General features: G+C 71.6%; 17 protein-coding genes and 1 pseudogene. 8 read left to right on the top strand and 10 right to left on the bottom strand.

The annotated features are described in order from the left end of the window. The first annotated feature begins 42 nt into the window (after nucleotides 1–42). Entirely contained in the window at nucleotides 43–1,089 is a 1,047-nt protein-coding gene (locus PYR72_RS13090; RefSeq protein ID WP_275455511.1) for a rhamnogalacturonan acetylesterase, read from the top strand. Between the two features lie 310 nt (nucleotides 1,090–1,399). Further along, entirely contained in the window at nucleotides 1,400–3,151 is a 1,752-nt protein-coding gene (locus tag PYR72_RS13085) for a DUF2264 domain-containing protein (protein ID WP_275455510.1), read from the top strand. Here PYR72_RS13085 and PYR72_RS13080 read toward each other — a convergent pair. Continuing rightward, nucleotides 3,096–4,511, bottom strand: a complete 1,416-nt coding sequence (locus tag PYR72_RS13080; RefSeq protein WP_275455509.1) for a hypothetical protein — start codon at nucleotides 4,509–4,511, stop codon at nucleotides 3,096–3,098. The genes PYR72_RS13085 and PYR72_RS13080 overlap by 56 nt on opposite strands. 87 nt (nucleotides 4,512–4,598) lie before the next feature. On the opposite strand from PYR72_RS13080, the pseudogene PYR72_RS13075 reads away from it, so the two are divergent. Next, nucleotides 4,599–4,968 (top strand): annotated as a pseudogene (locus PYR72_RS13075) (dihydrofolate reductase family protein); the annotation flags it as partial. Between the two features lie 31 nt (nucleotides 4,969–4,999). On the opposite strand, the gene PYR72_RS13070 reads toward PYR72_RS13075, so the two are convergent. From PYR72_RS13070 to PYR72_RS13060, 3 genes are all read right to left on the bottom strand, one after another. Next, the gene (locus tag PYR72_RS13070) at nucleotides 5,000–5,596 is read right to left on the bottom strand and encodes a TetR/AcrR family transcriptional regulator (RefSeq protein WP_275455508.1); all 597 of its coding nucleotides are present in this window, start codon (nucleotides 5,594–5,596) and stop codon (nucleotides 5,000–5,002) included. A gap of 209 nt (nucleotides 5,597–5,805) precedes the next feature. Continuing rightward, complete coding sequence (locus PYR72_RS13065) at nucleotides 5,806–7,125, bottom strand: jacalin-like lectin (RefSeq protein WP_275460398.1); 1,320 nt, start codon at nucleotides 7,123–7,125, stop codon at nucleotides 5,806–5,808. Between the two features lie 299 nt (nucleotides 7,126–7,424). Further along, the gene (locus PYR72_RS13060) at nucleotides 7,425–7,601 is read right to left on the bottom strand and encodes a hypothetical protein (protein ID WP_275455507.1); all 177 of its coding nucleotides are present in this window, start codon (nucleotides 7,599–7,601) and stop codon (nucleotides 7,425–7,427) included. Here PYR72_RS13060 and PYR72_RS13055 point away from each other — a divergent pair. Continuing rightward, nucleotides 7,600–9,618, top strand: coding sequence for a calcium-binding protein (locus PYR72_RS13055; protein WP_275455506.1), 2,019 nt, complete (start codon nucleotides 7,600–7,602; stop codon nucleotides 9,616–9,618). The genes PYR72_RS13060 and PYR72_RS13055 overlap by 2 nt on opposite strands. A 99-nt stretch (nucleotides 9,619–9,717) precedes the next feature. Here the strand turns inward: PYR72_RS13055 and PYR72_RS13050 are convergent, their stop codons facing one another. The 6 genes from PYR72_RS13050 to PYR72_RS13025 all read right to left on the bottom strand — a co-directional run bounded on the left by PYR72_RS13050 (nucleotide 9,718) and on the right by PYR72_RS13025 (nucleotide 18,884). Continuing rightward, nucleotides 9,718–12,636 (bottom strand): glycoside hydrolase family 2 TIM barrel-domain containing protein, encoded by a 2,919-nt coding sequence (locus tag PYR72_RS13050; RefSeq protein ID WP_275455505.1) that lies wholly within the window; start codon nucleotides 12,634–12,636, stop codon nucleotides 9,718–9,720. A 21-nt stretch (nucleotides 12,637–12,657) separates the two neighbouring features. Then, nucleotides 12,658–13,542, bottom strand: a complete 885-nt coding sequence (locus PYR72_RS13045) for a carbohydrate ABC transporter permease (RefSeq protein ID WP_275455504.1) — start codon at nucleotides 13,540–13,542, stop codon at nucleotides 12,658–12,660. Then, nucleotides 13,539–14,504, bottom strand: coding sequence for a sugar ABC transporter permease (locus tag PYR72_RS13040; protein ID WP_275455503.1), 966 nt, complete (start codon nucleotides 14,502–14,504; stop codon nucleotides 13,539–13,541). The genes PYR72_RS13045 and PYR72_RS13040 overlap by 4 nt, the downstream gene beginning before the upstream one ends. A gap of 23 nt (nucleotides 14,505–14,527) precedes the next feature. Further along, nucleotides 14,528–15,793 (bottom strand): sugar ABC transporter substrate-binding protein, encoded by a 1,266-nt coding sequence (locus tag PYR72_RS13035; protein WP_275455502.1) that lies wholly within the window; start codon nucleotides 15,791–15,793, stop codon nucleotides 14,528–14,530. 249 nt (nucleotides 15,794–16,042) lie between these two features. Next, entirely contained in the window at nucleotides 16,043–17,332 is a 1,290-nt protein-coding gene (locus PYR72_RS13030; protein ID WP_275455501.1) for an ROK family transcriptional regulator, read from the bottom strand. Between the two features lie 304 nt (nucleotides 17,333–17,636). After that, nucleotides 17,637–18,884, bottom strand: a complete 1,248-nt coding sequence (locus PYR72_RS13025; protein ID WP_275455500.1) for an FAD-binding protein — start codon at nucleotides 18,882–18,884, stop codon at nucleotides 17,637–17,639. 155 nt (nucleotides 18,885–19,039) lie between these two features. Here PYR72_RS13025 and PYR72_RS13020 point away from each other — a divergent pair, with 155 nt between their 5' ends. From PYR72_RS13020 to PYR72_RS13005, 4 genes are all read left to right on the top strand, one after another. Continuing rightward, on the top strand, nucleotides 19,040–20,047 hold the full coding sequence (locus tag PYR72_RS13020) for a hydroxyacid dehydrogenase (protein WP_275455499.1): 1,008 nt from the start codon (nucleotides 19,040–19,042) through the stop codon (nucleotides 20,045–20,047). Nucleotides 20,048–20,168: 121 nt separating this feature from the next. After that, nucleotides 20,169–20,540 (top strand): hypothetical protein, encoded by a 372-nt coding sequence (locus tag PYR72_RS13015; protein WP_275455498.1) that lies wholly within the window; start codon nucleotides 20,169–20,171, stop codon nucleotides 20,538–20,540. A gap of 232 nt (nucleotides 20,541–20,772) precedes the next feature. Next, nucleotides 20,773–22,116: a radical SAM protein gene (locus PYR72_RS13010; RefSeq protein WP_275455497.1), complete on the top strand. Its 1,344-nt coding sequence runs from the start codon at nucleotides 20,773–20,775 to the stop codon at nucleotides 22,114–22,116. Nucleotides 22,117–22,439: 323 nt separating this feature from the next. Then, nucleotides 22,440–23,990 (top strand): cellulose-binding domain-containing protein, encoded by a 1,551-nt coding sequence (locus PYR72_RS13005; protein ID WP_275455496.1) that lies wholly within the window; start codon nucleotides 22,440–22,442, stop codon nucleotides 23,988–23,990. Nucleotides 23,991–24,078 lie beyond the last annotated feature (88 nt).

Genomic DNA, 24,078 nt, shown 5'->3' with positions numbered 1-24,078 from the left:
CCGTCCAGCCGCCGGGCTATGTCACCTCTCGGAGGAGCCGCAATGAGACGTTTCACCCTCGCCGCGCTGACGGTGGCGACGACCCTGGGCGCCGTGCTCACGGCCGTACCGGCCGAGGCGCGGGCGGACCGGCTCGTGCTGGGCCCGGAGAACTGCGCCGGGAACGCCTGCCACTTCGACGTCCCCGCCGGGACCTATGAGGTGAGGGTCCGCCTCGGCGGGGACGCGGCGGCGCGCACGGCCATCACCGGCGAGACGCGCCGCACACTCCTGGCGGAGACGGCCACGGACGCCGGTGAGCACGTCCGCCTCAGCTTCACCGTCGACGTCCGCACCCCCGAGGGCGAGCCGACCGGCCCCGACGGCACGCCCGGCCTCGATCTCCACGTGGGCGGCTCGGCGCCCGCCCTCGCCGACATCCGGGTGACCCGCGCCGAGCGGGCCCGCCAGATCCTCCTCGTCGGCGACTCCACGGTCTGCGACCAGCCCGGCGACCCCTACTCCGGCTGGGGACAGCAGCTCCCGCAGTACTTCGGCAAGGGCCTCTCGGTCGCCAACCACGCCGACTCCGGGGAGAGCACGGTCTCCTACCTCGCCGACTCCCGGCTGTGGGCCACCGTCCAGCCGCGGATCCGCCGCAACGACCTGGTCCTGATCCAGCTGGCCCACAACGACAAGCAGACCGACGCGGCCACCTACCGGGCCAACCTCGAAACCCTGGTCGCGGGCGTCCGCGAGAAGGGCGGCAAGCCCGTGCTGGTCACCCCGATCGTGCGCCGCTGGTTCAACGCCGACGGCACCCTGAACAACGGCACCGCCCTGCTGGTCAACGGCCTGGGCGTCGACCACCCCGCGGTGACCCGCGCGGTCGCCGCCGACCGGGGGGTGCCCCTGATCGACCTCACCGCGAGGACGAAGGCGCTGGTGGAGTCGCTGGGCACCGAGGGGTCCAAGGCGCTGTACCTGTACAACGAGAAGCGGGACAACACCCACACCTCGGTGCGCGGCGCGACCGTGTACGCCGGCCTCGTCCGGGACGAACTCGTCGCCCAGGGGCTGGTGCCCGAGGGGAAGACCAGGGTGGGATAAGACCCCTGGGGCGCCCCGACCGGAACCGGGGCGTCCCAGGTCTGTCCGCGTGAGGGCCTGCCGAGCGGGGTGCGTGGCCGGGTGCGGGTCCGGTGGGGCTTCTCGCGCAGTTCCCCGCGCCCCTGAAAAGCAGGGGCTGCGCCCCGTGCTTTTCAGGCCCGCAGGGCCGGTGGCTTTTCAGGCCCGCAGGGGCCTGATCTTTTAGGGGCGCGGGGAACTGCGCGACCAGCCCCCACCCACCCGCACCCGAGAACGCACCCCACCACCCCGAAACCGCCCCCCCCCGCCCCCCAGAGAAAGAGCGCACCCCATGCCCACCCCGCCGCAGGCAGACCGCACGCTCAGCCCGTACACCGGCTACACCCGCGCCCACTGGGAGGCCGCGGCCGACGCGCTGCTGGCCGCCGTGGAGCCGTACGCCAGTGCCGACGGGGCGCTCTACCAGCTGCCCGGCGACCGGACCAGCTGGACGGGCCGGCTCTCCGACGGGCTGGAGGGGTACGCCCGTACCCTGCTGCTCGCCGCCTTCCGCCGCGACGAGAAGGCGCTCGCGCGCTACGCGGACGGCCTCGCGGCCGGAGTCGCGGGCGTCTGGCCGCGCATCGAGGACCGTACACAGCCCCTCGTCGAGGCCGCGTCGATCGCCTTCGCGCTGCGCGTGACCCGGGACCTGCTCTGGGACCGGCTCGACGACGGCGTCCGCCAGCGCGCGGCGGCCTGGCTCGGCGACGCGCTCACCGCCGAACCCTGGCCCTGCAACTGGGAGTTGTTCCCGGTGACGGTCGGCGGATTCCTGGAGGAGATCGGCCACGAACCGGAGCTGGCCCGCCGGGTCGTCGACCAGCGCCTCGATCGCATCGAGCAGTGGTACCTCGGCGACGGCTGGTACACCGACGGCGACGGCCGCAAGTTCGACTACTACAACGGCTGGGCCATGCACCTCTACCCGGTCCTGCACGCCTGGCTCGCCGACGACGAGCGTCTCCTCGCACGCTACGGCGACCGCCTTTCGGTCCATCTCGGCGACTACGCCCGGCTGTTCGGCGGCGACGGCGCCCCCCTGCACCAGGGCCGCTCCCTCACCTACCGCTTCGCGACCACCGTCCCGCTGTGGCTGGGCGCCCTCACCGGCCGTACGCCGCTGTCGCCGGGCCGGACGCGGCGGCTGGCGTCGGGCGCGCTGAAGTACTTCCTCGACCGGGGCGCCGTCGACGAGCACGGCCTGCTGTCGCTGGGCTGGCACGGCCCGAACCCCGCCGTTCTGCAGGGCTATTCGGGGCCCGCCTCCCCGTACTGGGCCAGCAAGGGCTTCCTCGGCCTCCTGCTGCCCGCGGACCACGAGGTGTGGACGGCGACGGAGGAACCGGGCCCGGTGGAGTGCGAGGACGAGCTGCGTCCCGTCGGCCCGCCCAACTGGCTGCTCCAGAGCACGCGTTCGGACGGTCTGGTCCGCCTGCACAACCACGGCAGCGAGGACGTCCGCTACGACCCCTTCTACACCCGGCTCGCCTACTCGACGGTGACCGAGCCCGTACCCCTGGCGGAGCCCGCCGACGCGTACGACAACAGCGTGATCGTCGGCGGCGACGCGAGCCGCACCGACATCGAACCGCTGGGGGTGGGGGAGGGCTGGGCGGCCTCCCGGCACACGGTCGGCGAGGACGGTGTCCGGGTCACCGGCCTGGTGGTGGCCCGGGGGGCCGTCGAGGTCCGGGCCCATCTGGTGACGGGCGCGGCGCCCGGCACCCCGGTGCGGGTGACGGGCTGGGCGCCCGCGGAGGGCGTGGAGAGCGCGGTGCGTCCCGTGCACGGCCTGTCGGACGCCGCCACCGGGCAGGGCCTCACCGGGGAGACGGCCGACGCGGACGCGACCCTCTTCGTCGCCCTCGCGCGCCTCACCGGCGACCCCGCCCCGCGACCCCTGGGGGAGCTGGTCTCCGTGGAGGTGCGGGGCGCGTACGAGCTCTGGGTGGACTGGGCCGACGGCGAGCGGGCCCGGTTCGTGTTCACGGCTTCAGACGGGCGATCCTCAGCGTCTTCGTGGTCGGTGACGCCCCGTTGAGGGCGGTCGTGTAGGACGGGGTGACGGGGGCGTAGGCCCAGGTCAGCGTCCCGTCCTTCAGGACCGCGATGTCCCCGGAGAGACGGGCCCTCACGACCTGGTCGGCGCCCCGGAGCTTCCCGTTCCAGTCGACGAGGCGGAGGTGGGTGCCCGTGAAGGTGCCGGTGCAGGTGCCGCTCGCGCACGTGGCGTTCCCGAGGGTCTCGTAGGAGACGAGGAGCCGGTCCTTGCCGTACGGGGCGACGCGCACGTTGACGTGCTCGGTGCCTTTGGCGGAGGTGAGGTACACCGGCTTGCCCGCGGGCGCGGTGCGGTTCTTCAGGAACGCGATCGCGACCTGGTGGGTGCCGGTCTTCGGCTTGACCGTCCAGCCCCGCCTGCTGGAGTCGTCCGGGTTCTTCCCGGCGGAGGCCGCGCCGCGCGAGCCGAAGGCGGTGGCGTAGCGGCCGGTGGAGGACTTCACCAGGTCGCCGGTGCGGCTCGCGAAGGTGCCGCCGCAGTAGCCGGCCCAGCACTGTTCGCGCTGGACGACGGGCGCGTCGTCCGGTGCGGCGATGCCGGTGGAGACGAAGAGTCCCGAGCGCCAGTCGTCGAAGCAGAGGGAGGCGAAGGCGCCGCTTTTCTCGGCGCGCAGGGCTATGCCCTCGTTGTGGGAGCAGCCCCAGCCCCAGCCGCCGTCGAGCTTCCCGCCCTTCGCGCCCACATAGGACAGCTTGTCGCCGAAGTGCCCGTCGGCGAAGCCGCCCGCCCCGTGCACGACGAAGTAGGCGCCGTACTTCGTGCCGTTCCAGGCGAGCTGCCCGTCGAGCAGCGGGGCCGTGTCATGGGTGGAGGTGCCGGTGAGCCTGGTCCGCCAGGCCTGCTCGCCGTTCCGGTAGCGGATCAGTGCGGCGGCCGTCTCCTTCCACTTGTTGGTGTCGGCGACCCGGGTCAGCAGCGCGAACCCGTCGTTGTGCGCGACGAGTCCCCCGACCTCCTTCGTGCCCTTGACCACCGTGTCGGCACCCGAACGCTTCCCGGCGGCCGTCAGCGGGGTGACGTGGACGCCGTCCGGGGCGGGCCAGGCGACCCGCAGTGTGCCGTTCGGCGCCACGGCCGTCGCCGTCCGCGTCCACTCCCGGCTGTTGTTGTAGCCCGCCGAGAGGTAGGGGAACTTCGCGGACAGGGCCACGGTCGTGTGCGTGACGGCCAGGCCGCCCGCCGCGGGGGCCGTGGGCGCCGCCCCGGCGGTCGCGTACCAGGCGCCCGCCAGCACGGACGCGGCCACGAGCGACCCGATGACGGGCTTCCGCGCGCCATGGCGGCGGCGGTGGCGGGACGGGGCCGAGGAGGCGGAGGGGACGGGTGTCGCAGGTGTCATGTCCCGTGGTCGTCCCCGGATGGCGAAAGGTTGCCGCCGGACAGGCCATTGCTTGATACCTCAAGATGATGCCGCGAGAGACATTCCTCCGAGGTCGCGCGGGGCCAGCTCACCCGCATCCGGGAGGGTGCGACGACGTGGCGCTGCTCGGCCGGGTCAACGCCGAGGGGTTCCTGGGCTACTGGCCGAGTGTCGCCGAGGACGAGAACGCCGATCCGCGCGACCGCGGGTACGCGAAGTGGCTGGTGGACACAGAGAAGGTGGTCCTCTCCACCACCTTGATCCGCTCCTCGCGGCAGACCTGGTCGACCGGCTGTACCTCATGATCCTCCCCGAGATCGCCGGAGACGGGCAGCGACTGTTCGACGACGGCCTGCCGTCCACGAAGTGGAAGCTCTCCCACCAGGAGACCGGCGGGCTGGGCGAGCTCGCCATGGTCTACGACCGGGTCCGCTGAGCCGGCCGGGCGGGTTTCCGGGCCGTCCGGGTCACACCCCGGTCCCGGCCTGCGCGGGGTCGTCGCGGGGCCAGTGCGTGAGCGCCAGGTGCAGTGCCTCGACGGACCGGTCCCACGACTTGCGTACGTCGCGCGGCGCACCGAAGCCGCCGCCGGCCTCCAGGGCGCAGAAACCGTGGAAGGTGCTGCGCAGCAGCCGTACGGCGTCCGTGAGATCGGGTTCGTCGAGGCCGTACGCGCGGAGCATGCCGTAGGTGATCTCGGCGGTCCGGCGCAGGGCGGGGGAGTCGGTGACGGTGGCCTGGTCGAGGGGGAGTTGCGTGGCCGCGTACCGGCCGGGGTGGCGCAGGGCGTACTCCCGGTAGGCCCCGGCGAAGGCGGCCAGCGCGTCCTTGCCGGCCCGGCCGGCGACGGCCGCCGCGATCAGGTCGATCATCTCGCCGCCGGCCAGCAGGGCCATCCGGCCGCGCAGGTCCTGGAGATTGCGCACGTGCGAGTACAGGCTCGCGTCCTTGACCCCGAAGTGGCGGGCCAGGGCGGACAGGGAGACGTTCTCGAAGCCGACCTCGTCGGCGAGATCGGCGGCGGCCGCGGTGATGCGGTCGGGCGTGAGACCGGCTCGGGGCATGGGCCACCTCTGGACGGGACGAGAACCTAGGGTCTCTAGGTTAAGGCCGCGCACCCCCGTGAGGTTGAGGCCGCACGCCCCCGTGTCCTGCCTTGCCTTGCCCGGCCCGGCTCCGGCGATGGCGGCCCCGGCGCGGCGGTGGTCCGGCCGGCCCCGCCCCGTGCTGTTCGGGGGTGGGACCGGGGGACCGTCGCCGCGCCGGGTGGTGCTCAGCCGATCGGCGCGTACAGCACGCCCAGCTTGTCGATCTCGTCGCCCGAGCGGCCGGTGAAGCCGACGATCTGCCAGCCGGCGGGAGCGGTGAAGGTCTTCGCGTCCGAGGTGGCCGTGCCGGAGGCGAGGGTACGGCCCTTGTCCGTGCCGAAGGAGGCGGAGAAGATCCGCGTACGGCCGTCCTTCTGGCCCTGCGTCAGCTTCACCGAGGTCAGGTGTTCACCGGAGGCCAGGGTGAGGGAGGCCGCGGTGCCGCCCGTGCCGCCGTGGGTCAGCGTCGTGCCCCCGTCGTGCGTGAGCGAGACCGCGTCGAGGCGCGAGGCGCCGCGCAGGGTCAGGGTGCGGGGCGAGACCGTCGAGGGCAGGTCGTCCGCGTCGCTGAACGCCGTGCCGTGCGGGCCGCCGGCGAAGTCGCTGGCCCGCAGGCGCGGGTTGAGCTTCCAGGAGAAGTCGACCGTGTGCGGGAAGTGGTCGGAGAGGTTGCCGCCCGCGGAGTCGAGGAACTTCGCCCACTCGTTGTTGTAGCGGTTCGCGGTCAGGTCGACGACGTTGCTGTCCCGGTAGAGGACCTTGTCGACGACCTCGCAGTCGTTGGCCGGGGCCGTCTTCGGGCAGACCAGCGGTTCGGCGCCCAGCGCGGGGGCGACCCCGCCCTTGACCAGCTGCACCCAGGGGTCCGTCAGGCCGTTGTCACCGACGATGCTGCGGATGTTGTCGCCGGTACGCGTGTAGCGGGTGTTGGTGTCACCCATGACGATCACCGCGTTGCCCGCCGAGTTCGCCTTGATGAACTCCGAGAGCTGGGTGATGTTGGCGCGGCGCGCGGCCAGGGCCGCCGCGTCGTCGTCGGCGTTGGTGTGCACGTTGTAGAGGTCGACGTAGACGCCGTCGTCGAGCCGCACCCGGGCGAGGGAGAAGCCCTTCGGGGTCAGGCAGTTGGTGCCGGTGCAGGTGTTCCACTTGACGCGCTGGAAGTCGTCGAACGCGTAGTCGGAGAGGGTGTTGAGGCCGTCGCCGAACGGCACCCCGCCGCTGGTCGCGGTGCGGTAGGGGTGGTCGTCGCCCGCGTACAGGGCCGCGTGGTAGTTGAAGTCCTCCTGCACGTTGACGATGTCGTACGCGCCGAGGCGCGGCGAGATCAGCGGCGTGTTCGTCGCGGGCTTGCCGGAGCTCAGCCCCTCGGGGAGGCCGGCGACGTTGTACGTCAGCACGTTGAACGTGCCGCTGGTGGCCGCCGCGGCGGGGGTCGCGCCGGTGGTGGCGAGACCGGTGACGGCCAGCGCGCCGGCGGCGAAGGCGCCGAACAGTCTTCGCAGCGGGCGCGGCGGGTTCGCAGAAGTCATGGGGGCTCTCCGGGGAGGCGTGGGGAAGTTGAGCGATGCTCAGATTCGATGGCAATCAGTGTGACGCGCAAGGTCAGTTGGGGAAACAGTGAGGGACGAGAAGTTCAGATGTCTTTACGTCGTCACGTCCTGAGGCGATCCGTGCGTCCGAGGCCCCGAACAGGGGCCACGGACAGGTCCACGCACAGGTCCACGGACAGGTCCACGCACAGGTCCATGGGCAAGTCCATGGGCGGGCCCGCGGACAGGCCCCGGACAGGCCCCGTGCAGGCTCACGGGCAGGCCCCGTGCAGGCCCGTGCAGGCACGGTCGGGCCGGGTGTCCCGCCCGGGGCCGGGGCCCGTCCCGGCGGACCGTTCACCCGGCAGGTGGAACTCTGCGGCCCAGTGAGCCGATCCGCTGGCCAGCCGCTCCCGGGAGCCGAGGGAGCGTCCGGACGCTGACGGCATGTCCATCCTTGCTTCCCTACGGGGACCCCTGCGCGCGGTGGCCGTCCTGGCCACCGCGCTCGCGTGTGTCGTCGCCGTGCCCCACGGCGCCTTCGCCGCACCCGGTGACCTGGACACCACGTTCGGCACCGGCGGAAAAGTCAGCATCCCGACGCCTTCCTTCGCCGACGGCCGGGACGTGGCGATCCAGGCCGACGGCAAGATCGTCTCGGTCGGCTTCGAACAGGACCCGGTCAGCCAGGACGCGGAGTTCGCCGTGCTCCGGCACAACCCCGACGGCAGCGCCGACACCTCCTTCGGCGGTACGGGGGGCGGCGCCGGCGGCGAGGTGCTGACCGACTTCGAGGGCGGCGACGACGTCGCCCAGGGAGTGGCCGTACAGCCCGACGGCAAGATCGTCGTGGTCGGCCGCCACCAGGAGACCGACGACGAGTTCGCCGGCTGCTGCTGGTTCACCGTGGCCCGCTACACCGCCGACGGCAGCCTCGACACCACCTTCGGCGGCGGGGACGGCTGGGTCAGTCCCGGGCTCGCCGGTGGCGCCGAGGACGCGGCCGGGGTCGCGGTGCGGCCCGACGGCAGCATCGTCGCCGGCGCCAGGGCCGGGGGCCTGTTCGGGCTCGTCCAGTACCTGCCGAACGGCACCCTGGACACCGCCTTCGGCGGCGGGGACGGCGTGGTCACCACCGCGCTCTCCGACGCGCCGGACGTCGGAGCCACCGCCCGAGCCCTGACCCTCCAGCCCGACGGCAGGATCGTCATGATCGGTGACGTCGGCCAGACGGCCTTCGACTTCGCCCTGGCCCGCTTCACCGCCGACGGCAGCCTCGACACCACCTTCGGCGGCGACGGCAAGGTCACCACGGACCTCGGCGGCTACAACTGGGGCGAGGCCGTCGTCGTGCAGTCCACCGGGAAGATCGTCGCCTCCGGATGGAGCGGCGGCCGCTTCACCCTCGTGCGTTACCAGCCCGACGGGAGCCTCGACAGCGGCTTCGGCACCGCGGGCGTGGCGACCACCGACTTCGGTACGGGCGCCGGCGTGAACGACCTCGTGGTCCAGCCCGACGACCGGATCGTGGCCGGCGGCACCGCGGGCGGCGACTTCGCGCTGGCCCGCTTCCACGCGAACGGCACCCTCGACACCGGCTTCGGCACCGGCGGGCGCACCACCACCGACTTCGGCACCGGCGACAGCGCGTACGGCCTCGCCCTCCAGTCCGACGGCAGGACCGTCGCCTTCGGCAGCAACGCCGACGGCGTGCGCGGTCTGGCCCGCTACCTCGGCGGCGAGGGCGCCCCGCAGCCCACCGGCGTCGACCTGGCGGTCACCAAGACCGGCACCGGCACGGTGAGCATCGGCGACCGCGCCACCTACACCGTGACGGTCACCAACACCTCCACCACCACCGCGGCCACCGGCGTCGGCCTCACCGACACCGTGACCGGCCCCGCCGCCACCGTCGTCTCGGCCACCCCGGGCCAGGGCACCTGCACCACCTCGGCCACCGGCGCGACCTGCGCCCTCGGCACCCTCGCCGCCGGAGCGAGCACCACGGTGACGGTCGTCGTCGAACCCCGGGCCACCGGGGCCCTCACCGACCGCGCCACCGTGAGCGGCGCCCAGAGCGACCCCGACCCGGGCGACAACACTGCCACGGCCACCACCACCGTGAACAACGCCCGGGGCTGCACCCGCATCGGCACCAGCGGCGACGACACCCTGACCGGTACCAGCGGCAACGACGTCATCTGCGGCCTCGGCGGTGCCGACACCATCAACGCCGGACTCGGCACGGACACCGCCTACGGCGACTTCGGCAACGACCGCGTCGACGGCTCCGGAGGCAACGACACACTGAACGGCGGCCCCGGCAACGACAACCTGATCGGCAACGCGGGCAACGACCGCCTCACCACCGTCGACGGCGTCTCCGCCAACGACACCGCCAACGGCGGCACCGGAACGGACACCTGCACCACGGACCCCGGGGACACGCGCGTCAGCTGCCCCTGACCCGACGGGCCCCGGCCCGCTCCCGCCGGGGCGCGCACAGGAGCGGCCGGCCGGCGTGATCGCCGACCGGCCGCTCGGATCCGGCCTACTCCCTGCCGCCTACGCCTTCGTGGTCGAGAACACGAACGAGAACTCCGCCGGCCCGGCGAGCAGCTGGTACTGCGGCAGCGCGCCCGGCCCGCAGGACTGGGAGCCGATGCCCGTCTGGCCGTGGTCCAGGTTGACCCACACCGTGTCGCCGGCCCGCAGGTCGGTCAGGTGCGTGGCGGCGTCCAGCTGTTCGGTGGTCCAGCGGCGGGCCGTGAACCCGAACTCCGGGTCGCCCTCGATCCGCAGGCCGCCCAGCTCCGCCCAGCGGACGTCGGGGCGGGCCCCGTTCTCCTGGGGGCGGAGGTACGGGGTCTGCAGCTCGTCGACCGTGGAGTGGTGGCGGTACACCATGGCCGCCGCCTTGGTGTCGGGGTAGCCCTCGCCGGGGCCGCCGCCGTACCACGTCACGGCGTCGGCCGACGGCAGGCCGAAGCGGATGCCGAGCCGGGGCAGCGGGACGGTCCACTGGCCCTCCGGGACCACCGACACGGTCAGCTTCAGCCGGGTGCCGTCGGAGGTCCACCGGTAGGTCGTGCGCAGGCCGACCTCCCGGGCCGCGGGCGCCACCCGCGTCCGTACGGTCAGCGCGTCCTCACCCGGCTCCACCGCGTCCAGGCGGTGCCGCATCCGGTGCAGGCCGAGCGTGCGCCACAGCTCGCTGTTGCGCGTGCCGTCCTTCCAGGAGGCGCCGTCGTCGTTGTCCGTCGGCGCCCGCCACACGTCCAGCCGCAGCCCGGTCACGTCGAGCGAGCCGATGGTCTTCAGCGCGCCCGTACGGGCATCGAAGGAGGCCGGGCCCAGGTAGATGAGCTTCTCGCTCGCCGTGGGCCGGTCGGTCGGCGCGACGGACGGCGACGGCCGCTCCCCGCCCGGCAGCTGGGCCCAGGCGACCTGATGGTCCTTCCGGCCCCAGGCCGTGTCCTCCGCCAGCAGTGCCCGTACGGTCCACAGCGCCTCGCCCGCCGGTCCGCCGGACGGCGGCTGCGGCAGCTTCACCTCGGCCGACTCGCCGGGCTTCAGGGCGGGCACGGCGAGCGCGCCGGCCTCCACGGTCTTCCCGTCGACCTGGTACGACCACTCGAAGGCCAGCCCGGACAGGTCCGCGAAGTCGTAGGCGTTGCGCACCCGGACGGTCCCGGTGGTGCCGTCGCCGTCGATGCGGACCGGCTCGATGACCTTCTTGAACTCCAGCAGGCCGGGGGACGGCGTCCGGTCCGGGAAGATCAGGCCGTCGCACACGAAGTTGCCGTCGTGCAGCTCCTCGCCGAAGTCGCCGCCGTAGGCGTAACCCAGCTCGGGGTGGGTGATCCCGTGGTCGATCCACTCCCAGACGAAGCCGCCCTGGATGCGCTCGTGGGCCTCGAAGATGCGCTGGTAGTCGGCGATGCCGCCGGGACCGTTGCCCATGGCGTGGCCGTACTCGCACTGGATGAAGGGAAGCTGCCGGCGCCTGAGGGGGCCGCCGTCCAGGCGCTTGCCGATGAGTTCGGTCTCGGCGTGGTCGGCGTACATCCGGGAGTAGACGTCGGTGTCCCGGCAGTCCCAGTCGCCCTCGTAGTGCACGAGCCGCGAGCCGTCGCGGCCGTGGATCCACTCGGCCATGGCGGTGAGGCCGCGGCCGGTGCCCGCCTCGTTGCCCAGCGACCACATGACCACCGAGGGATGGTTCTTGTCGCGCTCGACCATCCGGGCCGCGCGGTCCAGGAGGGCCGGGGTCCAGCGGTCGTCGTCGACGGGGTTGTCCCGCCAGTTCTGCTCGGTGAAGCCGTGGGTCTCCAGGTCGCACTCGTCGATGACCCACAGGCCGTACTCGTCGCACAGGTCGAGGAAGGCGGGGTGCGGCGGGTAGTGCGAGGTGCGCACGGCGTTGATGTTGTGCCGCTTCATCAGCAGCACGTCCTCGCGCATGGTCTCCAGGTCGAGCGTGCGGCCCTTCTGGGGGTGCCACTCGTGCCGGTTGACGCCCTTGAACAGGATCGCCTTCCCGTTGACCTTGAGCAGACCGTCCTCCAGCGCGACCGTGCGGAAACCGATCCGCAGCGGGACGCGCTCGCCCGCCAGGACCAGCTCACCGTCGTACAGCCTCGGGCTCTCGGCCGTCCACGGCTCGACCGGGACCGTCACCGGCTCACCGGTCGCGACATCGATGTCGAGGGCGGGCACGAGGACCCGGCCGTCGACGTCGGAGTCGACCCGCAGGGTCCCGGTACCGCCCCCATGGTCGTAGGAGGCGTGCACGAAGAAGTCGAGGGCGCTGTCCGCCGGACGGTGCAGCAGCGTGACGTCCCGGAAGATGCCGGGCAGCCACCACTGGTCCTGGTCCTCCAGGTAGGAGCCCGCCGACCACTGGTGGACCCGGACGGCCAGGACGTTGCCCGCCGGCTTCAGCAGGTGCCCGACCGTGAACTCGTGCGGCAGCCGGGACCCCTTGAACTCACCGATGTCCGTGCCGTTCAGCCACACCCGGGCGCACGACTCCACACCGTCGAACCGCAGCACCGCCCCGCCCTCGTCGAGAGCGGGCCACCCCTCGGGCAGGTCGAAGAACCGCAGGTGATCGCCGGTCGGGTTCTCCGACGGCACCCTCGGCGGGTCCACCGGGAAGGGGTACAGGTGGTTGGTGTAGATCGGCGCCCCGAAGGCCCCGTCCCCCTGCAGCACCCAGTGGCCCGGCACCGCCACCTCGGCCCACCCCCCGGCGTCGAACCCCGGCGCCGCGAACGAGTCGTCCTCGGCGTCGGCGGTGGGGGAGAGCCGGAAGCGCCAGCTCCCGGCGAGCGACAGCGACCGGGCGTCGGAGGACGCGTACCAGGCGCGGGGCGGCAGGGCCCCGCTGCCCGGTGAGACGTCCTCGACGTAGTCGACGGATGTGCCGGTGGCGGTCCCGGCCTCGGTGGTGCCGGTGGTGCCGGTGGTGCGGACTGACATCGCTCTCCTTGCTGGTTCTTCCTAGCCCTTGATCCCAGTCTGCGCGATGCCCTGCACCAGCCAGCGCTGGAGGAAGAGGAAGACGAACACCAGGGGCAGGATGGATATGGCCGTGGCCATGAAGATCAGGTGGAAATTCACCGTCTGGCCGGTCATGTAGTTCGAGAGCGCGACCTGGACGGTCCATGCGCTCGGGTCCTGGCCGATGACCAGGGGCCACAGGAAAGAGTTCCACCCGCTGATGAACGTGATCGTCGCCATCGCGGCGAAGAAGTTCAGCGAGTTGGGTACGACGACCCTCCAGTACGCGCCCATGTAGCCGAGCCCGTCCACCCGTGCCGCCTCCTCCAGCTCCTTGGGGAACCCCAGGAAGTACTGCCGGAACAGGAAGCAGGTGAAACCACTGAAGAGGCCCGGGATGATGAGACCCCGGTAGGTGTCGATCCAGCCGAGGGACGACACGAGCACGAAGCTGGGCACGAAGGTCACGGCGGTCGGGACCATCAGGGTGCCGAGGACGGCGTAGAAGACCTTGTTGGCGTGCTTGTACGGGATGCGCGCCAGGCCGTAGCCGGCGAGCGAGCAGACCAGCAGGGTGCCGACGGTGTGCAGGACGCCGACGACGGCCGAGTTCCACAGGGAGCGCGCGAAGTCGACCGACGGGTCGTCGAACGGTTCGCTGATGTTGCCCCACTGGATGTCGGTGGGGAACCACTTCCATTCCTCGCCCGTGATCTCCGGGTCCGTCATCAGCGCGTTGCGCACGATCAGATAGAACGGGATGAGGAAGAGGAGCGCGGCGAAGCCGGTGGCGATGTACAGCCCGGTCGAGCCGATCACACTGCCGGTCCGCACGCGACGCGGCTTGGCCGACAGGTCCGCCGGAGGTGTCGTGGTGGTGGTCACTTGGACTCCTCACCCCTTCCGAATCCCAGGAACTTGCCCTGGAGCAGGGTCACGAGGCAGATCAGTACGGTGAGGATCAGCGCGCCCGCGCTGCCCGCGCCGTAGTCCTGGCTGTCGCCGAGCGCCGTGTAGTAGAGCTCGACGAGAGGCGGCCGGCCCCAGGTGGTCTTGCTCAGCAGGTTGAAGAACTCGTCGAAGGCTTGGTACGCCGCCACGAGCAGCAGCAGGATCACTGCGGTGGAGGTCGCCCGCAGCTGCGGCAGGGTGATGTGCCAGAAGGTCTGCCAGCCGGGCTTCGCGCCGTCGATCGAGGCGGCCTCGTACATCTCCTGCGGGATGTTCTGCAGGGCCGCGATGAAGAGGATCATGTAGAACCCGGCCTGCAGCCAGAGGCGTACGCTCAGGATGACCAGCCAGTACCACGGCGGGTCGGGGCTGGCGAGCCAGGCGGTGTTGTCGATGCCGAACAGGCCCAGGAAGGTGTTCGCGAGACCGAAGCGGACACCGTTGAAGATGGACATCTTCCAGACCAGCGAGGCGGCGACATAGCTGACCGCCGTGGGCAGGAAGAACACCGACCGGAAGAACGCCCGCATGAACCGCAGCCGGTTCACCATCAGCGCAAGACCCAGCGACGTGCCCCAGGTCAGCGGCACGATGAAGGCGGCGAAGACGGTGAAGGTGACGAGGGAGCCGGTGAAGTTCTCGTCGGTCAGCATCGTCACGTAGTTGTCGACGCCGACGAACGTGCTCGGGGTGACCGTGAAACGCGCCTCGAAGAACGACAGATACAGGCTCCACAGGATCGGCAGATAGACGAAGATCGCCAGGCCGATCAGGAACGGCCCGGTGAAGAGCCAGAAGTTGACGGTGGGTGTGCCCCGCAGCCCCCGCCGCGGCTTGGCCGGGGAGGCCGTGGCCGGGGCGGGGCTGGAGACGCCGTCCTTGGTGAGGGTCGACATGTCGTGAGTACCTGTCCGCCGGTCTATCCGAACAGCTTCTTCAGTTCCTTGTTGACCGTCGCGTCGGCCTTGGTGAGTTCCTTGTCCGGGTCGCCGCCCTTGCGGACGGCGTTGGCGAGGACGTCCTCCAGGGCGGTGATGCTCTTCTGGGTCCAGCCGATGTTGTCGAAGTGGCCGTAGTCGGTGAACAGCTTGACGCCCTCAGCGGGCAGACCCGACTTCAGCTTCTCGGCCGACTGCGCGATGGAGGTGCGCGGCGGGATGTGGAAGCCGTACGAGAGCGCCCAGTCCTCCTGGTACTCCTTCTGGTCGATCCACAGCCACTTCACGTATTCCTTGGTCTCGTCGACGTTCTTGCCCTTGGCGTTGACGAACATCGACCAGCCGCCGTTGTAGACGGAGAGCTTGCCCGCGTCGCCGACCTTCGGGAACGGGAAGATGCCGAGGTCGTCGCCGAGCGCCTCCTGCATCTGCGGCATCGCCCACATGCCGCACCACTGCATGGCGGTCAGGCCCTGGTTGAGCGCCGACGGGTCCCAGAAGTCGGTCGGGGCGTCGAGCAGCAGGTCACCGCTGGTGAACAGCTTGCGCAGCTGCTTGAAGCCGTCGACGACCGCGTCCGTGTGGTAGGCGATCTGGTTCTTGTCGTCGAGGTGCTGCGCGCCGGCCGACCAGATCAGCGGGTTGACCATCGAGTGCAGGGTGTTGCCGAGGTAGGCGCCCTTGACCTTGCTGGTGGTCAGCTTGGCGGCGGCTTCGGCCAGCTCCTCCAGCGTCTGCGGAACCTCGACACCGGCCTTCTCGAACAGCGACTTGCGGTAGAAGAAGAACTGCGGGTCGTCGATCATCCGGATGCCGTATATCTTCCCGTCGACCGTGTGCGACTGGATGTCGGCCGGGTTGAAGTCGTCCTTGACCGGGTCGATCAGGTCGCTCAGGTCCGCGACCTGGCCGCTCTCGATCATCTGCAGCTGCGGGTGGAACTCGAAGCAGTCGGGGGCCTTGTCCGTGAGCAGCGTGGCGAAGAGCTTGCTCTCGAAGTTGGAACCGGTGATCCACTGCGTGGTCACGTTGGCGCCCTTGTAGGCCTTGGCGTACCTCTTGATCGCCTGCTCGGTGCCCGCCTCGCCGTACGCGTGGAAGAACTGCGTGAGACCGGCGCCCGACCCACCGCCGTTGCTCCGACCGGTGTTGCTGCCGCATGCGGCCAGACCGCCGGCGGCGGCCAGACCCATGGCGGCCCGCAGTACGGAGCGGCGGTCGAAGTTGCTGTTGCTCATTGCCGACATGCTGACGTCCTTGTCTCGAGTACGGCTGTGGCGCTGCGCCTGAAGGCTCTGCGGCTCAGTGCCTGTTGACCCAGTGGCTCAAAGAGGCTTGCGGTGCGGGACGTTAACCTTCGGCTAAGGCTTCGGCAAGGGGTTGGACGAAGTCTGTTCGAAGCGTTGTATTCGGTTCGGTGTTCCGAACGTCCGTGCGGTGCGGCCGATTTGACGGGGAAAGGAGGGCCGCCGGGTCAGGGTCCGGCGGCCCTCGGCTCAGGGGTGGGGGTGGAGTCGTTCGCGCTCTTCGGAGCGCCCCCGGTGTCGTACCGCGGGCTGGACCGGGGCCGCGCGCCGGCCCGGTTTCTGTCCGACCGACTGGAGCGCGCCCTCGAGCGCGAACGTCGCCGCGCCCAGGCACGCCGGGTCGGTCGGGATCAGCGAGAGCACGATGTCGGTGGCGGCCATCGGACGCGGCAGCGCGTGCCGGGCTACGGCCTCGCGCACCTCCGCGACCAAGGGCTCGCCCAGGGCGGCGGCGACCCAGCTGCTGAGCACGACCACCTCGGGATTGAACAGGTTGACCAGGTCGGCGATGCCCGCGCCCAGGTAGCGGGCGGTGTCCCGCACCACCTTGACCGCCACGGGGTCCTGCCGGGCCACCCCGCGCGCGAGCGCGGCGATGGTGGCCGTCTGGTCCTCGGGGTGCAGCAGACTGCTGCGCGGACTCAGCTCCCGGAGGTTCAGCATGATCCCGGGGGCGCCCACGTACGTCTCCACGCAGCCGTGGTTGCCGCAGTGGCACAGGCGGCCGTCCAGCACGATCGTGGTGTGGCCCCACTCCCCGGCGCTGTTGCTCACGCCCCGGTGCAGTCCGCCGCCCAGGACGAGCCCGGCTCCCACGCCGGTCCCGAGGTTGACGATCACGGCGTCGCCGTGCCCCCGCGCGGCCCCGAACCACAGCTCCGCCACCGCGACCGCGCGCAGCGGGTTGTCCAGGTACAGGGGGTAGGCGATGTGCTCGGTCAGCAGGTCGAGCAGGGGCACGTCGTGCCAGTCCCAGTTCGGCGCGTACTCCGAGATGCCGGTGGCGCGGTCCACCTGACCCGGCACGCTCACCCCGACGCCGAGCACCCGGGCGCCCTCGACGCCGGCCTGCGCGACCACCGAGCCGACGGCTGCGGCCACGTGCCCGACCACCTGCTCGGGCAGGTTCTCGCCGGACCGGACGTCCTCCTCGGCCCGGGCCAGGACGTTCAGCGCCAGGTCGAACAGCTCGACATGGACGTACGTCTCCGCGATGTCGACGCCGATCAACGCGCCCCCCGACGCGTTGACGGCCACCAGCCCACGGGGGCGGCCCCCGGCCGAGTCCTCGAACCCGACCTCGGTGATCATGCGGAGGTCCAGCAGCTCGCCCACGAGTGTGGCGACCGTGGCCAGGCTCAGCCCGGTGGCCGCCGCCAGCTCCTGCCGGGAGGTGGGAGACTTGGCGATGATCTGGCGCAGCACCTCGTACCGGTTCGCGGTGCGAATGTCGCGTGAGGTGCGCTTCACCGACGACATGATCCCCTCGATCCCTCCAGGCCATGACGAGGCCTGCTGCCCCGGCGCGGTCGAAGGCTATGGCGCGGAAGGGGCTTTCTACAAGGGGTTAGGAAAGGGGGTTTACGAAGTCGACCGGAGAATCACCCGCCCGTGGCCGGAGACCGACGGCGCACGACCGCGCACGACCGCGCACGACGGGTCCCGGCGGCGGACGCCGAGCCACCCGGGTACGCGCACGCCGTGTGTGGGCTCGCCCCCCGCACGCACGCACCCGCACCGCACGCGCCCGCCCCCCCACGCTGCCGCGCCCACCGCGCGCGCCTCAGGCGCCGAGAACCTCCCGCACGAAGGCGTTGCGGAACTTGCCCGCCGGGTCCAGTCCGTCGGCCACCCGCCGGAAATCACCCAGCCGGGGGTACAGCGGCCCCAGTTCGGCGGCCGGCACGGTGAACACCTTGCCCCAGTGCGGCCGGGCCTCGAACGGGGCGAGCACCTCCTCCACCCGCCGCACCACCGGCAGGACGGGCGCCGCGTCCGCGATCCACGTGAAGTGCAGCGCGACCGTGTCCCGGCCCTCGGCGGGGCTGATCCACTGCCCGTCGGCGGCCATCGTCCGGACCTCGCAGACCTGCAGCACCGGTGCCACCGCGTGCCGGATCGAGTCGAGCGCGCGCAGGGCGTCCAGGGCGAACGGGCGCGGCATCAGGTACTCCGACTGCAGTTCCTCCCCGCTGCTCGGCGTGAACTCCGCCCGGAAGTGCGGCAGCCGCTCGTGCCAGGGGCCGGGCACCCCGAACTGCTCGGTGCAGTTCACCGCCGGCATGCCCGGCACCGGATGCATCGCCTCGGCCGCGGGCTCGGCCCACGGGAAGTCCGTCACGGGCCGGTCCTGGCGCCGCTTGACCCACACCTGGTCGAAGCCGGAGTGCTGCCAGCGGGTGAAGAGGCTCACGCTGTAGGCCGAGGCCGTGACGGCGGCGAAGTCCAGCCCGTCCAGGGGGAGTTGACCGAAGACGTGCTGGGTCATCCCGAAGGCGGGTTCCAGGTCGAGGGTGAGCGCGGTGACCACGCCGAGGGCCCCGAGCGAGGTGACCGCCGCGCCGAAGCGCTCGTCGCCGCGCGTCAGCGTCAGCGCCGACCCGTCCGCCGTGACCAGCTCGACCTCGCGCACCGCCGCCGCGAGCGGTGCGTTGCCGTCGCCCGAGCCATGGGTGCCGGTGGCCACCGAGCCCGCCACGGAGATGTGCGGGAGGGAGGCCATGTTGTGCAGGGCGAGACCATGGGCGTGCACCGCGCGGGCCAGCTCCGCGTACCGGACACCGCCGCCGACCCGTACCGTACGGGCGGCCGTGTCCACGTCGATCGCCGCCGGCAGCCCGGTCAGGGAGAGCAGGACACCCCCGGGGCCGGGCTCCGCGATCTCGTTGAACGAGTGCCCGCTGCCCAGCACCCGCACGCGCTCGCTGCCCGCGACCAGGGCCCGCAGCGCGTCGGCGGAGTGCGGCCGGTGCAGCTCCTTCGCGGTGTACGTGATGTTCCCGGCCCAGTTGGTCAGGGTCTCCGTCGTCATGCGGCTGTCCTCCGCGCTCCGTGAGCCGTCGCTGTCGAGGGTCATCCTCTCCGTTCCGGGCCGGTCCCCGTTCATTGACCCTCTCCGAGCGCCTGCCTACCGTAGAGAGCGGTTGCTGCCGCGACCACCTCCTCCTCCGTCCGGAAGGCCCTTCCTTGCCCGAGCGTCCGCTCGCCCTGTTCGCCATGACGGCCGAGAACGTTCCGCAGGTCTTCCCGCCGGAGGTGCTGTCACGGCTGCGCGAGACCGTCGAGATCGATCCCGCCCTCGTCGCCGAGGACTTCTCCGACCCCCGGGTCCGCAAGGCACTGGCCGAGACCGAGATCCTGGTCACCGGCTGGGGCTGCCCCCGGATCGACCGCGCGGTCCTGGACGCGGCGCCCGGGCTGCGGGCGATCCTGCACTCGGCGGGCTCGGTGAAGGGGTTCGTCACCCCGGACGTCTGGGAGCGCGGGATCACCGTCTCGACGGCCGCCGACGCCAACGCCCTGCCCGTCGCCGAGTACACGCTCGCCATGATCCTGCTCGCCGGCAAGGACATCCTCAACCGCCGTGAACGCCTGCGGACCGAGCGCGTCTCGCCGGGCTGGGGGTTCGTCCCCGGCATCGGCAACCACGGCCGCCGGGTCGGTGTCGTCGGAGCCTCCCGCATCGGCCGCCGCGTCATCGAGCTGCTGCGCCCCTTCGACCTGCGGGTGAGCCTCACCGACCCCTACGTCGACGAGGCCGGGGCCGCTGCCCTCGGCGTACCGCTGCTGCCGCTCGACGAGCTGCTGCGCACCTCCGACATCGTCACCGTGCACGCCCCGGACACCCCCGAGACCCACCGGCTGCTCGACCGCCGCGCGCTCGCCCTGATGCCCGACGGGGCCGTCCTGCTCAACACCGCGCGCGGCGCGCTCGTCGACCACGACGCGCTCGTCGACGAGCTGCGCACCGGCCGGCTCTCCGCGATCCTCGACGTCACCGACCCCGAACCACTGCCCGCCGACTCCCCCCTCCTCGACCTGCCGAACGCCTTCGTCACTCCCCACCTGGCCGGCTCCCAGGGCAACGAGGTCGCCCGCCTCGGCCTGGCGGTCACGCAGGAGGCCGAACGGCTCGCCGCCGGAGCGGGACTCGCGTACGCGCTGGACAGGTCGACCCTGGAACGCATGGCGTGACGTCCACCAGCGGTTTTCGACCCTGGTCGAAAGGGGGTGCGGACGAGTCCCCCGGGTCGGCAGGCTTCGGTGCGGGACAGGGCCGAAGGGCTCGTGTCATGACACGAAGGGAAACACGTACATGAGGTTTCGATGGCTGGTCGCCACCGCCGGCCTGGCCGCCGCGCTCGGCACGACCCTCGCGGCGCCGTCCGCGTCCGCCGCGTCCAACTGCTGGCGGCACGAGGACGGCATCAGGTGGTGGTGCAACAACGTCTCCGGCGCCCCGGTGTACGGATCGGTGGGCAACAACCCCCTGTACCCCAACCCCAACCAGATCGTCGGGACCATGAACACCAACCCGAGCTGGTTCTTCTGCAAGATGGACAACCAGGCATGGGTGGGCGGACCGCACCCGACCCGCTGGATCAAGACCGTCGCCGACAACGGCAAGCTCGGCTGGATGAAGGACACCGCCATCTACAGCGAGACGGACCCGCTGCGCGACTGCTGACCCAGGGGAAGGCCCACACGGCCCACTGCTCGCGCGGGGAGCCGCGCGAGCAGCCCCCGCCTCCGCCCCCGCCCCCGCCTCCGCCCCCGCCCCCCTCCCGCGCCCTTCCGGCCGCTCTCGTCGACGCGCCCCCCACCCCCCCACCCCTCGGCCCGACCGCCGGAGGCATACCGTGGGGAGGTGCGTGCGGGCGATCCCCGGACGTCGTCGTCGTGAGCGAGGAGACAACGGGATGGATGGCAGCCGCACCGCACTGGTGGAGGACCTGATGGAGAGGTTCCCGCACGTGCCACGGGAAGCCGTCTTCAAGGAGGACCTGCTCAGGGGCGGTGTGGCCTTCGACGCCTCCGCGCTGAGCGACAACGAGAAGGGCGAGGTGAAGCCGAAGTCATACTTCATCTTCTCCTTCGACCACGGCACCCTCCCCGAGCTGGGCGAAGCCGCGCTGCGCCGCCCGCCGGAGGAGATCATCCTCACCGGCGGCCCGTACGACCTGCGCCGCACGGTCGTCTCCGTACGGGTCAACCCGTCCTCGCCCTACCGGGTGGCGTCCGACGAGGACGGCCTGCTCGGCCTGTACCTCGACGGCAGGCGCATCGCCGACGTCGGCGTCCCGCCCATGCCGGAGTACTACAAGCACACCCTCTCCAACGGAAAGTCCGTGATGGAGGTGGCCCCCACCATCCAGTGGGGCTACCTGATCTACCTCACCGTCTTCCGCGTCTGCCAGTACTTCGGCGCGAAGGAGGAGTGCCAGTACTGCGACATCAACCACAACTGGCGCCAGCACAAGGCGGCGGGCCGCCCCTACACGGGCGTGAAGGACGTCGACGAGGTCCTCGAAGCCCTGGAGATCATCGACCGGTACGACACGGCGAAGACGTCCACCGCGTACACGCTCACCGGCGGGGCCATCACCAAGACGGTCTCGGGCCGGGACGAGGCCGACTTCTACGGCCACTACGCCAAGGCCATCGAGGAGCGGTTCCCGGACCGCTGGATCGGCAAGGTCGTGGCGCAGGCGCTGCCGCTGGACGACGTCAAGCGCTTCCACGACTACGGCGTGAAGATCTACCACCCCAACTACGAGGTGTGGGACGAGTACCTCTTCAAGCTGTTCTGCCCCGGCAAGGAGCGCTACGTCGGCCGCGACGAGTGGCACCGGCGGATCCTGGACTCGGCGGGTGTCTTCGGCGCGCGCAACGTGATCCCCAACTTCGTGGCGGGCGTGGAGATGGCCGAGCCCTTCGGGTTCAAGACCGTCGACGAGGCCATCGCCTCCACCACCGAGGGCCTGCGCTTCTTCATGTCGCACGGCATCACGCCCCGCTTCACCACCTGGTGCCCGGAGCCCACGACCCCGCTCGGCAAGGCCAACCCGCAGGGCGCGCCGCTGGAGTACCACATCCGGCTGCTGCAGGCGTACCGCGCCACGATGGACGAGTTCGGGCTGTCGTCGCCGCCCGGATACGGCCCGCCCGGACCCGGCAACGCCGTCTTCTCCGTCAGCTCCTTCATGGACAGCCTGCCGGCCGTCGAGGAGACGACCGAGGGAGCGGTGAAGGGGGACGGCTGACGAGCCGTCCCCGGGCAGGGGCAGGGGCAGGGGCAGGGGCAGGGGCAGGGCGAGGAGTGGGCAAGGGGGCCGACACGGAGAGTGCCGACGATGTTTCCGTTCGGTAACTCCTGTGGCGGTTGAGTAATTCGGGACAGGCGTACGTACAACTCCCCAAGCGTGACCGCTGGTAACGGCTTTTGAAGACGCAGCTTGTCAGTTGTGCGGAAAGCGTGAAAAGCTCTGGGCCACCCGCAAGGTGGTCCCCCCGAACTCCCTTGAAGCAAAGGGTAGTTGACCGCTTTTGCGAACTTCCCCCCTCGCTCTGTGGATGCAGGAGACCCATGCCCGACCTGCCGAAGCCCCAGGACGCCGCCGAGGCCGCGCTGTTCTCGGAGTGCTGGGACGCGGTCCTGTCGTACGCCGACCTGTGCACCTCGGGGTCCGCCGCGGCGACCCAACTGGCCACCGACGCCTTCACGCACGGCATGCACGAGGCGCAGGCCCTGGAGTTCGACACGGGAGCCGAGCGCGGCGCCGGACGGCGTGCCCTGCGGCTGCCGCGCATACCCTTCCTCCTGACCTGGGTCAGGACCACCGCCGCGGCCTGGGAGGCGGGCGGCCAGGGCCACCGGCTCGACCCCGACCTGCGCCTGTGGCTCAACTCGGACAAGGCCGCGCGCTACACCGGCCCGCCGCTGTACCGGCCCCTCGCCCTGCGCGCCCTGCGGGACATGCAGGAACCCGACGCGGCGCTGCTGTGGCTCGCCGAGGTCGAGTCGCTGCCGTTGGGCTCGGTGGCCCGCCGCCTCGGCCTGGACCCGGCGGTCGCCGCGTCCGAACTCGACCAGGTGCGGGCGCTGTTCAGGGACCGCTGCCACCGCAGCCAGCTCGACACGCCCATGAACCCCGACTGCCGCGTCTACGCCCGGCTGCTCGACGCGGTCACCCGCTCACCCGGCACCGACACCCCCGACGACCTGTCGCGCCACCTCGCCACCTGTGTGGGGTGCGCGGAGGCCGCGGCCTGTCTCGGTCTGCACGGCGGCGGACTGCCCGCCGCGCTCGCCGGCGGTGTGATCGGCTGGAGCGGGCTCGCCTATCTGGAGCGCCGCCGCCGCGCGGCCGACGCGGGGATGCTCCCCGGACGCGCCGACGCCACCGGCACCGACCGGGGCCTCTCGCCGGGCCGTGAGACCAGGTCCCGGTTCACCCTCAGCCGCAACGGGCTGCTCGTCGCCGCCGGCGTCGTCTCCGTGCTGACGCTCGCGGTCTCCCTCACCCCCTTCGGCGGGGACGACACGACCGCCGGCGGCTCCTCCGACGGATCGCCGGTGGTCCAGCAGGACCCCAGATTCCCCGTGACGGGGGCCCCGTCCGGCGACGGGTCCGAACTGCAGAGCACGGCACGGCCCGATGCGACCGGTTCCGGTGCGAAGGACGACGCGGGCGACAGCGACGGCAAGGACAAGGACAAGAGCAAGGACGGCAACGGCAACGAGGAGCCGCAGGGCGACGCCTCGACGCCGGCCCGTGTCTCCCACAAGCCGGTCGACCCCGGCAAGTCGCCCGCCGCCGCCTGCCACGTCCGCTACGAAGTCGTCAACGAATGGCCCGGCGGCTTCCAGGCCACCCTCACCGTCACCTCCAAGAAGGCGCTCGACGGCTGGCGCCTCGGCTGGACCTACGCGGGCGACCAGCGCGTCACCCAGATGTGGGACGGCACCTTCGACCAGGAGGGCTCCCAGGTCAGCGTCACCGCCGCCGACTACAACAAGACCGTCGCGGCGGGCGGCACCTTCGGCGTCGGCTTCCTGGGCATCTGGCAGGGCTTCGACAACCCCGCTCCCGTGAAGTTCACGCTCGACGGACGCCCCTGCGCCACCGGGAAGTGAGCGCGACCGGGCGAGCGGCTCCGCCCGCCCGGTCCTCGGCTCCGGTCCCGGCCCTCGCCTCCGGCCATGTTGCACTACGGGGCAAGAA

This window comes from Streptomyces sp. VNUA24, assembly GCF_029167005.1.
GTDB lineage: Bacteria > Actinomycetota > Actinomycetes > Streptomycetales > Streptomycetaceae > Streptomyces > Streptomyces scabiei.
Note: the sequence above shows the minus strand (reverse complement) of the source record. Positions and strands in the feature narration are given on the sequence as shown.

Coding starts and splice junctions, on each gene's coding strand:
- PYR72_RS13090 (WP_275455511.1), top strand. CDS start 43: ATGAGACGTTTCACCCTCGCCGCGCTGACGGTGGCGACGACCCTGGGC.
- PYR72_RS13085 (WP_275455510.1), top strand. CDS start 1,400: ATGCCCACCCCGCCGCAGGCAGACCGCACGCTCAGCCCGTACACCGGC.
- PYR72_RS13080 (WP_275455509.1), bottom strand. CDS start 4,511: ATGACACCTGCGACACCCGTCCCCTCCGCCTCCTCGGCCCCGTCCCGC.
- PYR72_RS13070 (WP_275455508.1), bottom strand. CDS start 5,596: ATGCCCCGAGCCGGTCTCACGCCCGACCGCATCACCGCGGCCGCCGCC.
- PYR72_RS13055 (WP_275455506.1), top strand. CDS start 7,600: ATGTCCATCCTTGCTTCCCTACGGGGACCCCTGCGCGCGGTGGCCGTC.
- PYR72_RS13060 (WP_275455507.1), bottom strand. CDS start 7,601: ATGCCGTCAGCGTCCGGACGCTCCCTCGGCTCCCGGGAGCGGCTGGCC.
- PYR72_RS13050 (WP_275455505.1), bottom strand. CDS start 12,636: ATGTCAGTCCGCACCACCGGCACCACCGGCACCACCGAGGCCGGGACC.
- PYR72_RS13040 (WP_275455503.1), bottom strand. CDS start 14,504: ATGTCGACCCTCACCAAGGACGGCGTCTCCAGCCCCGCCCCGGCCACG.
- PYR72_RS13035 (WP_275455502.1), bottom strand. CDS start 15,793: ATGTCGGCAATGAGCAACAGCAACTTCGACCGCCGCTCCGTACTGCGG.
- PYR72_RS13030 (WP_275455501.1), bottom strand. CDS start 17,332: ATGTCGTCGGTGAAGCGCACCTCACGCGACATTCGCACCGCGAACCGG.
- PYR72_RS13025 (WP_275455500.1), bottom strand. CDS start 18,884: ATGACGACGGAGACCCTGACCAACTGGGCCGGGAACATCACGTACACC.
- PYR72_RS13015 (WP_275455498.1), top strand. CDS start 20,169: ATGAGGTTTCGATGGCTGGTCGCCACCGCCGGCCTGGCCGCCGCGCTC.
- PYR72_RS13010 (WP_275455497.1), top strand. CDS start 20,773: ATGGATGGCAGCCGCACCGCACTGGTGGAGGACCTGATGGAGAGGTTC.
- PYR72_RS13005 (WP_275455496.1), top strand. CDS start 22,440: ATGCCCGACCTGCCGAAGCCCCAGGACGCCGCCGAGGCCGCGCTGTTC.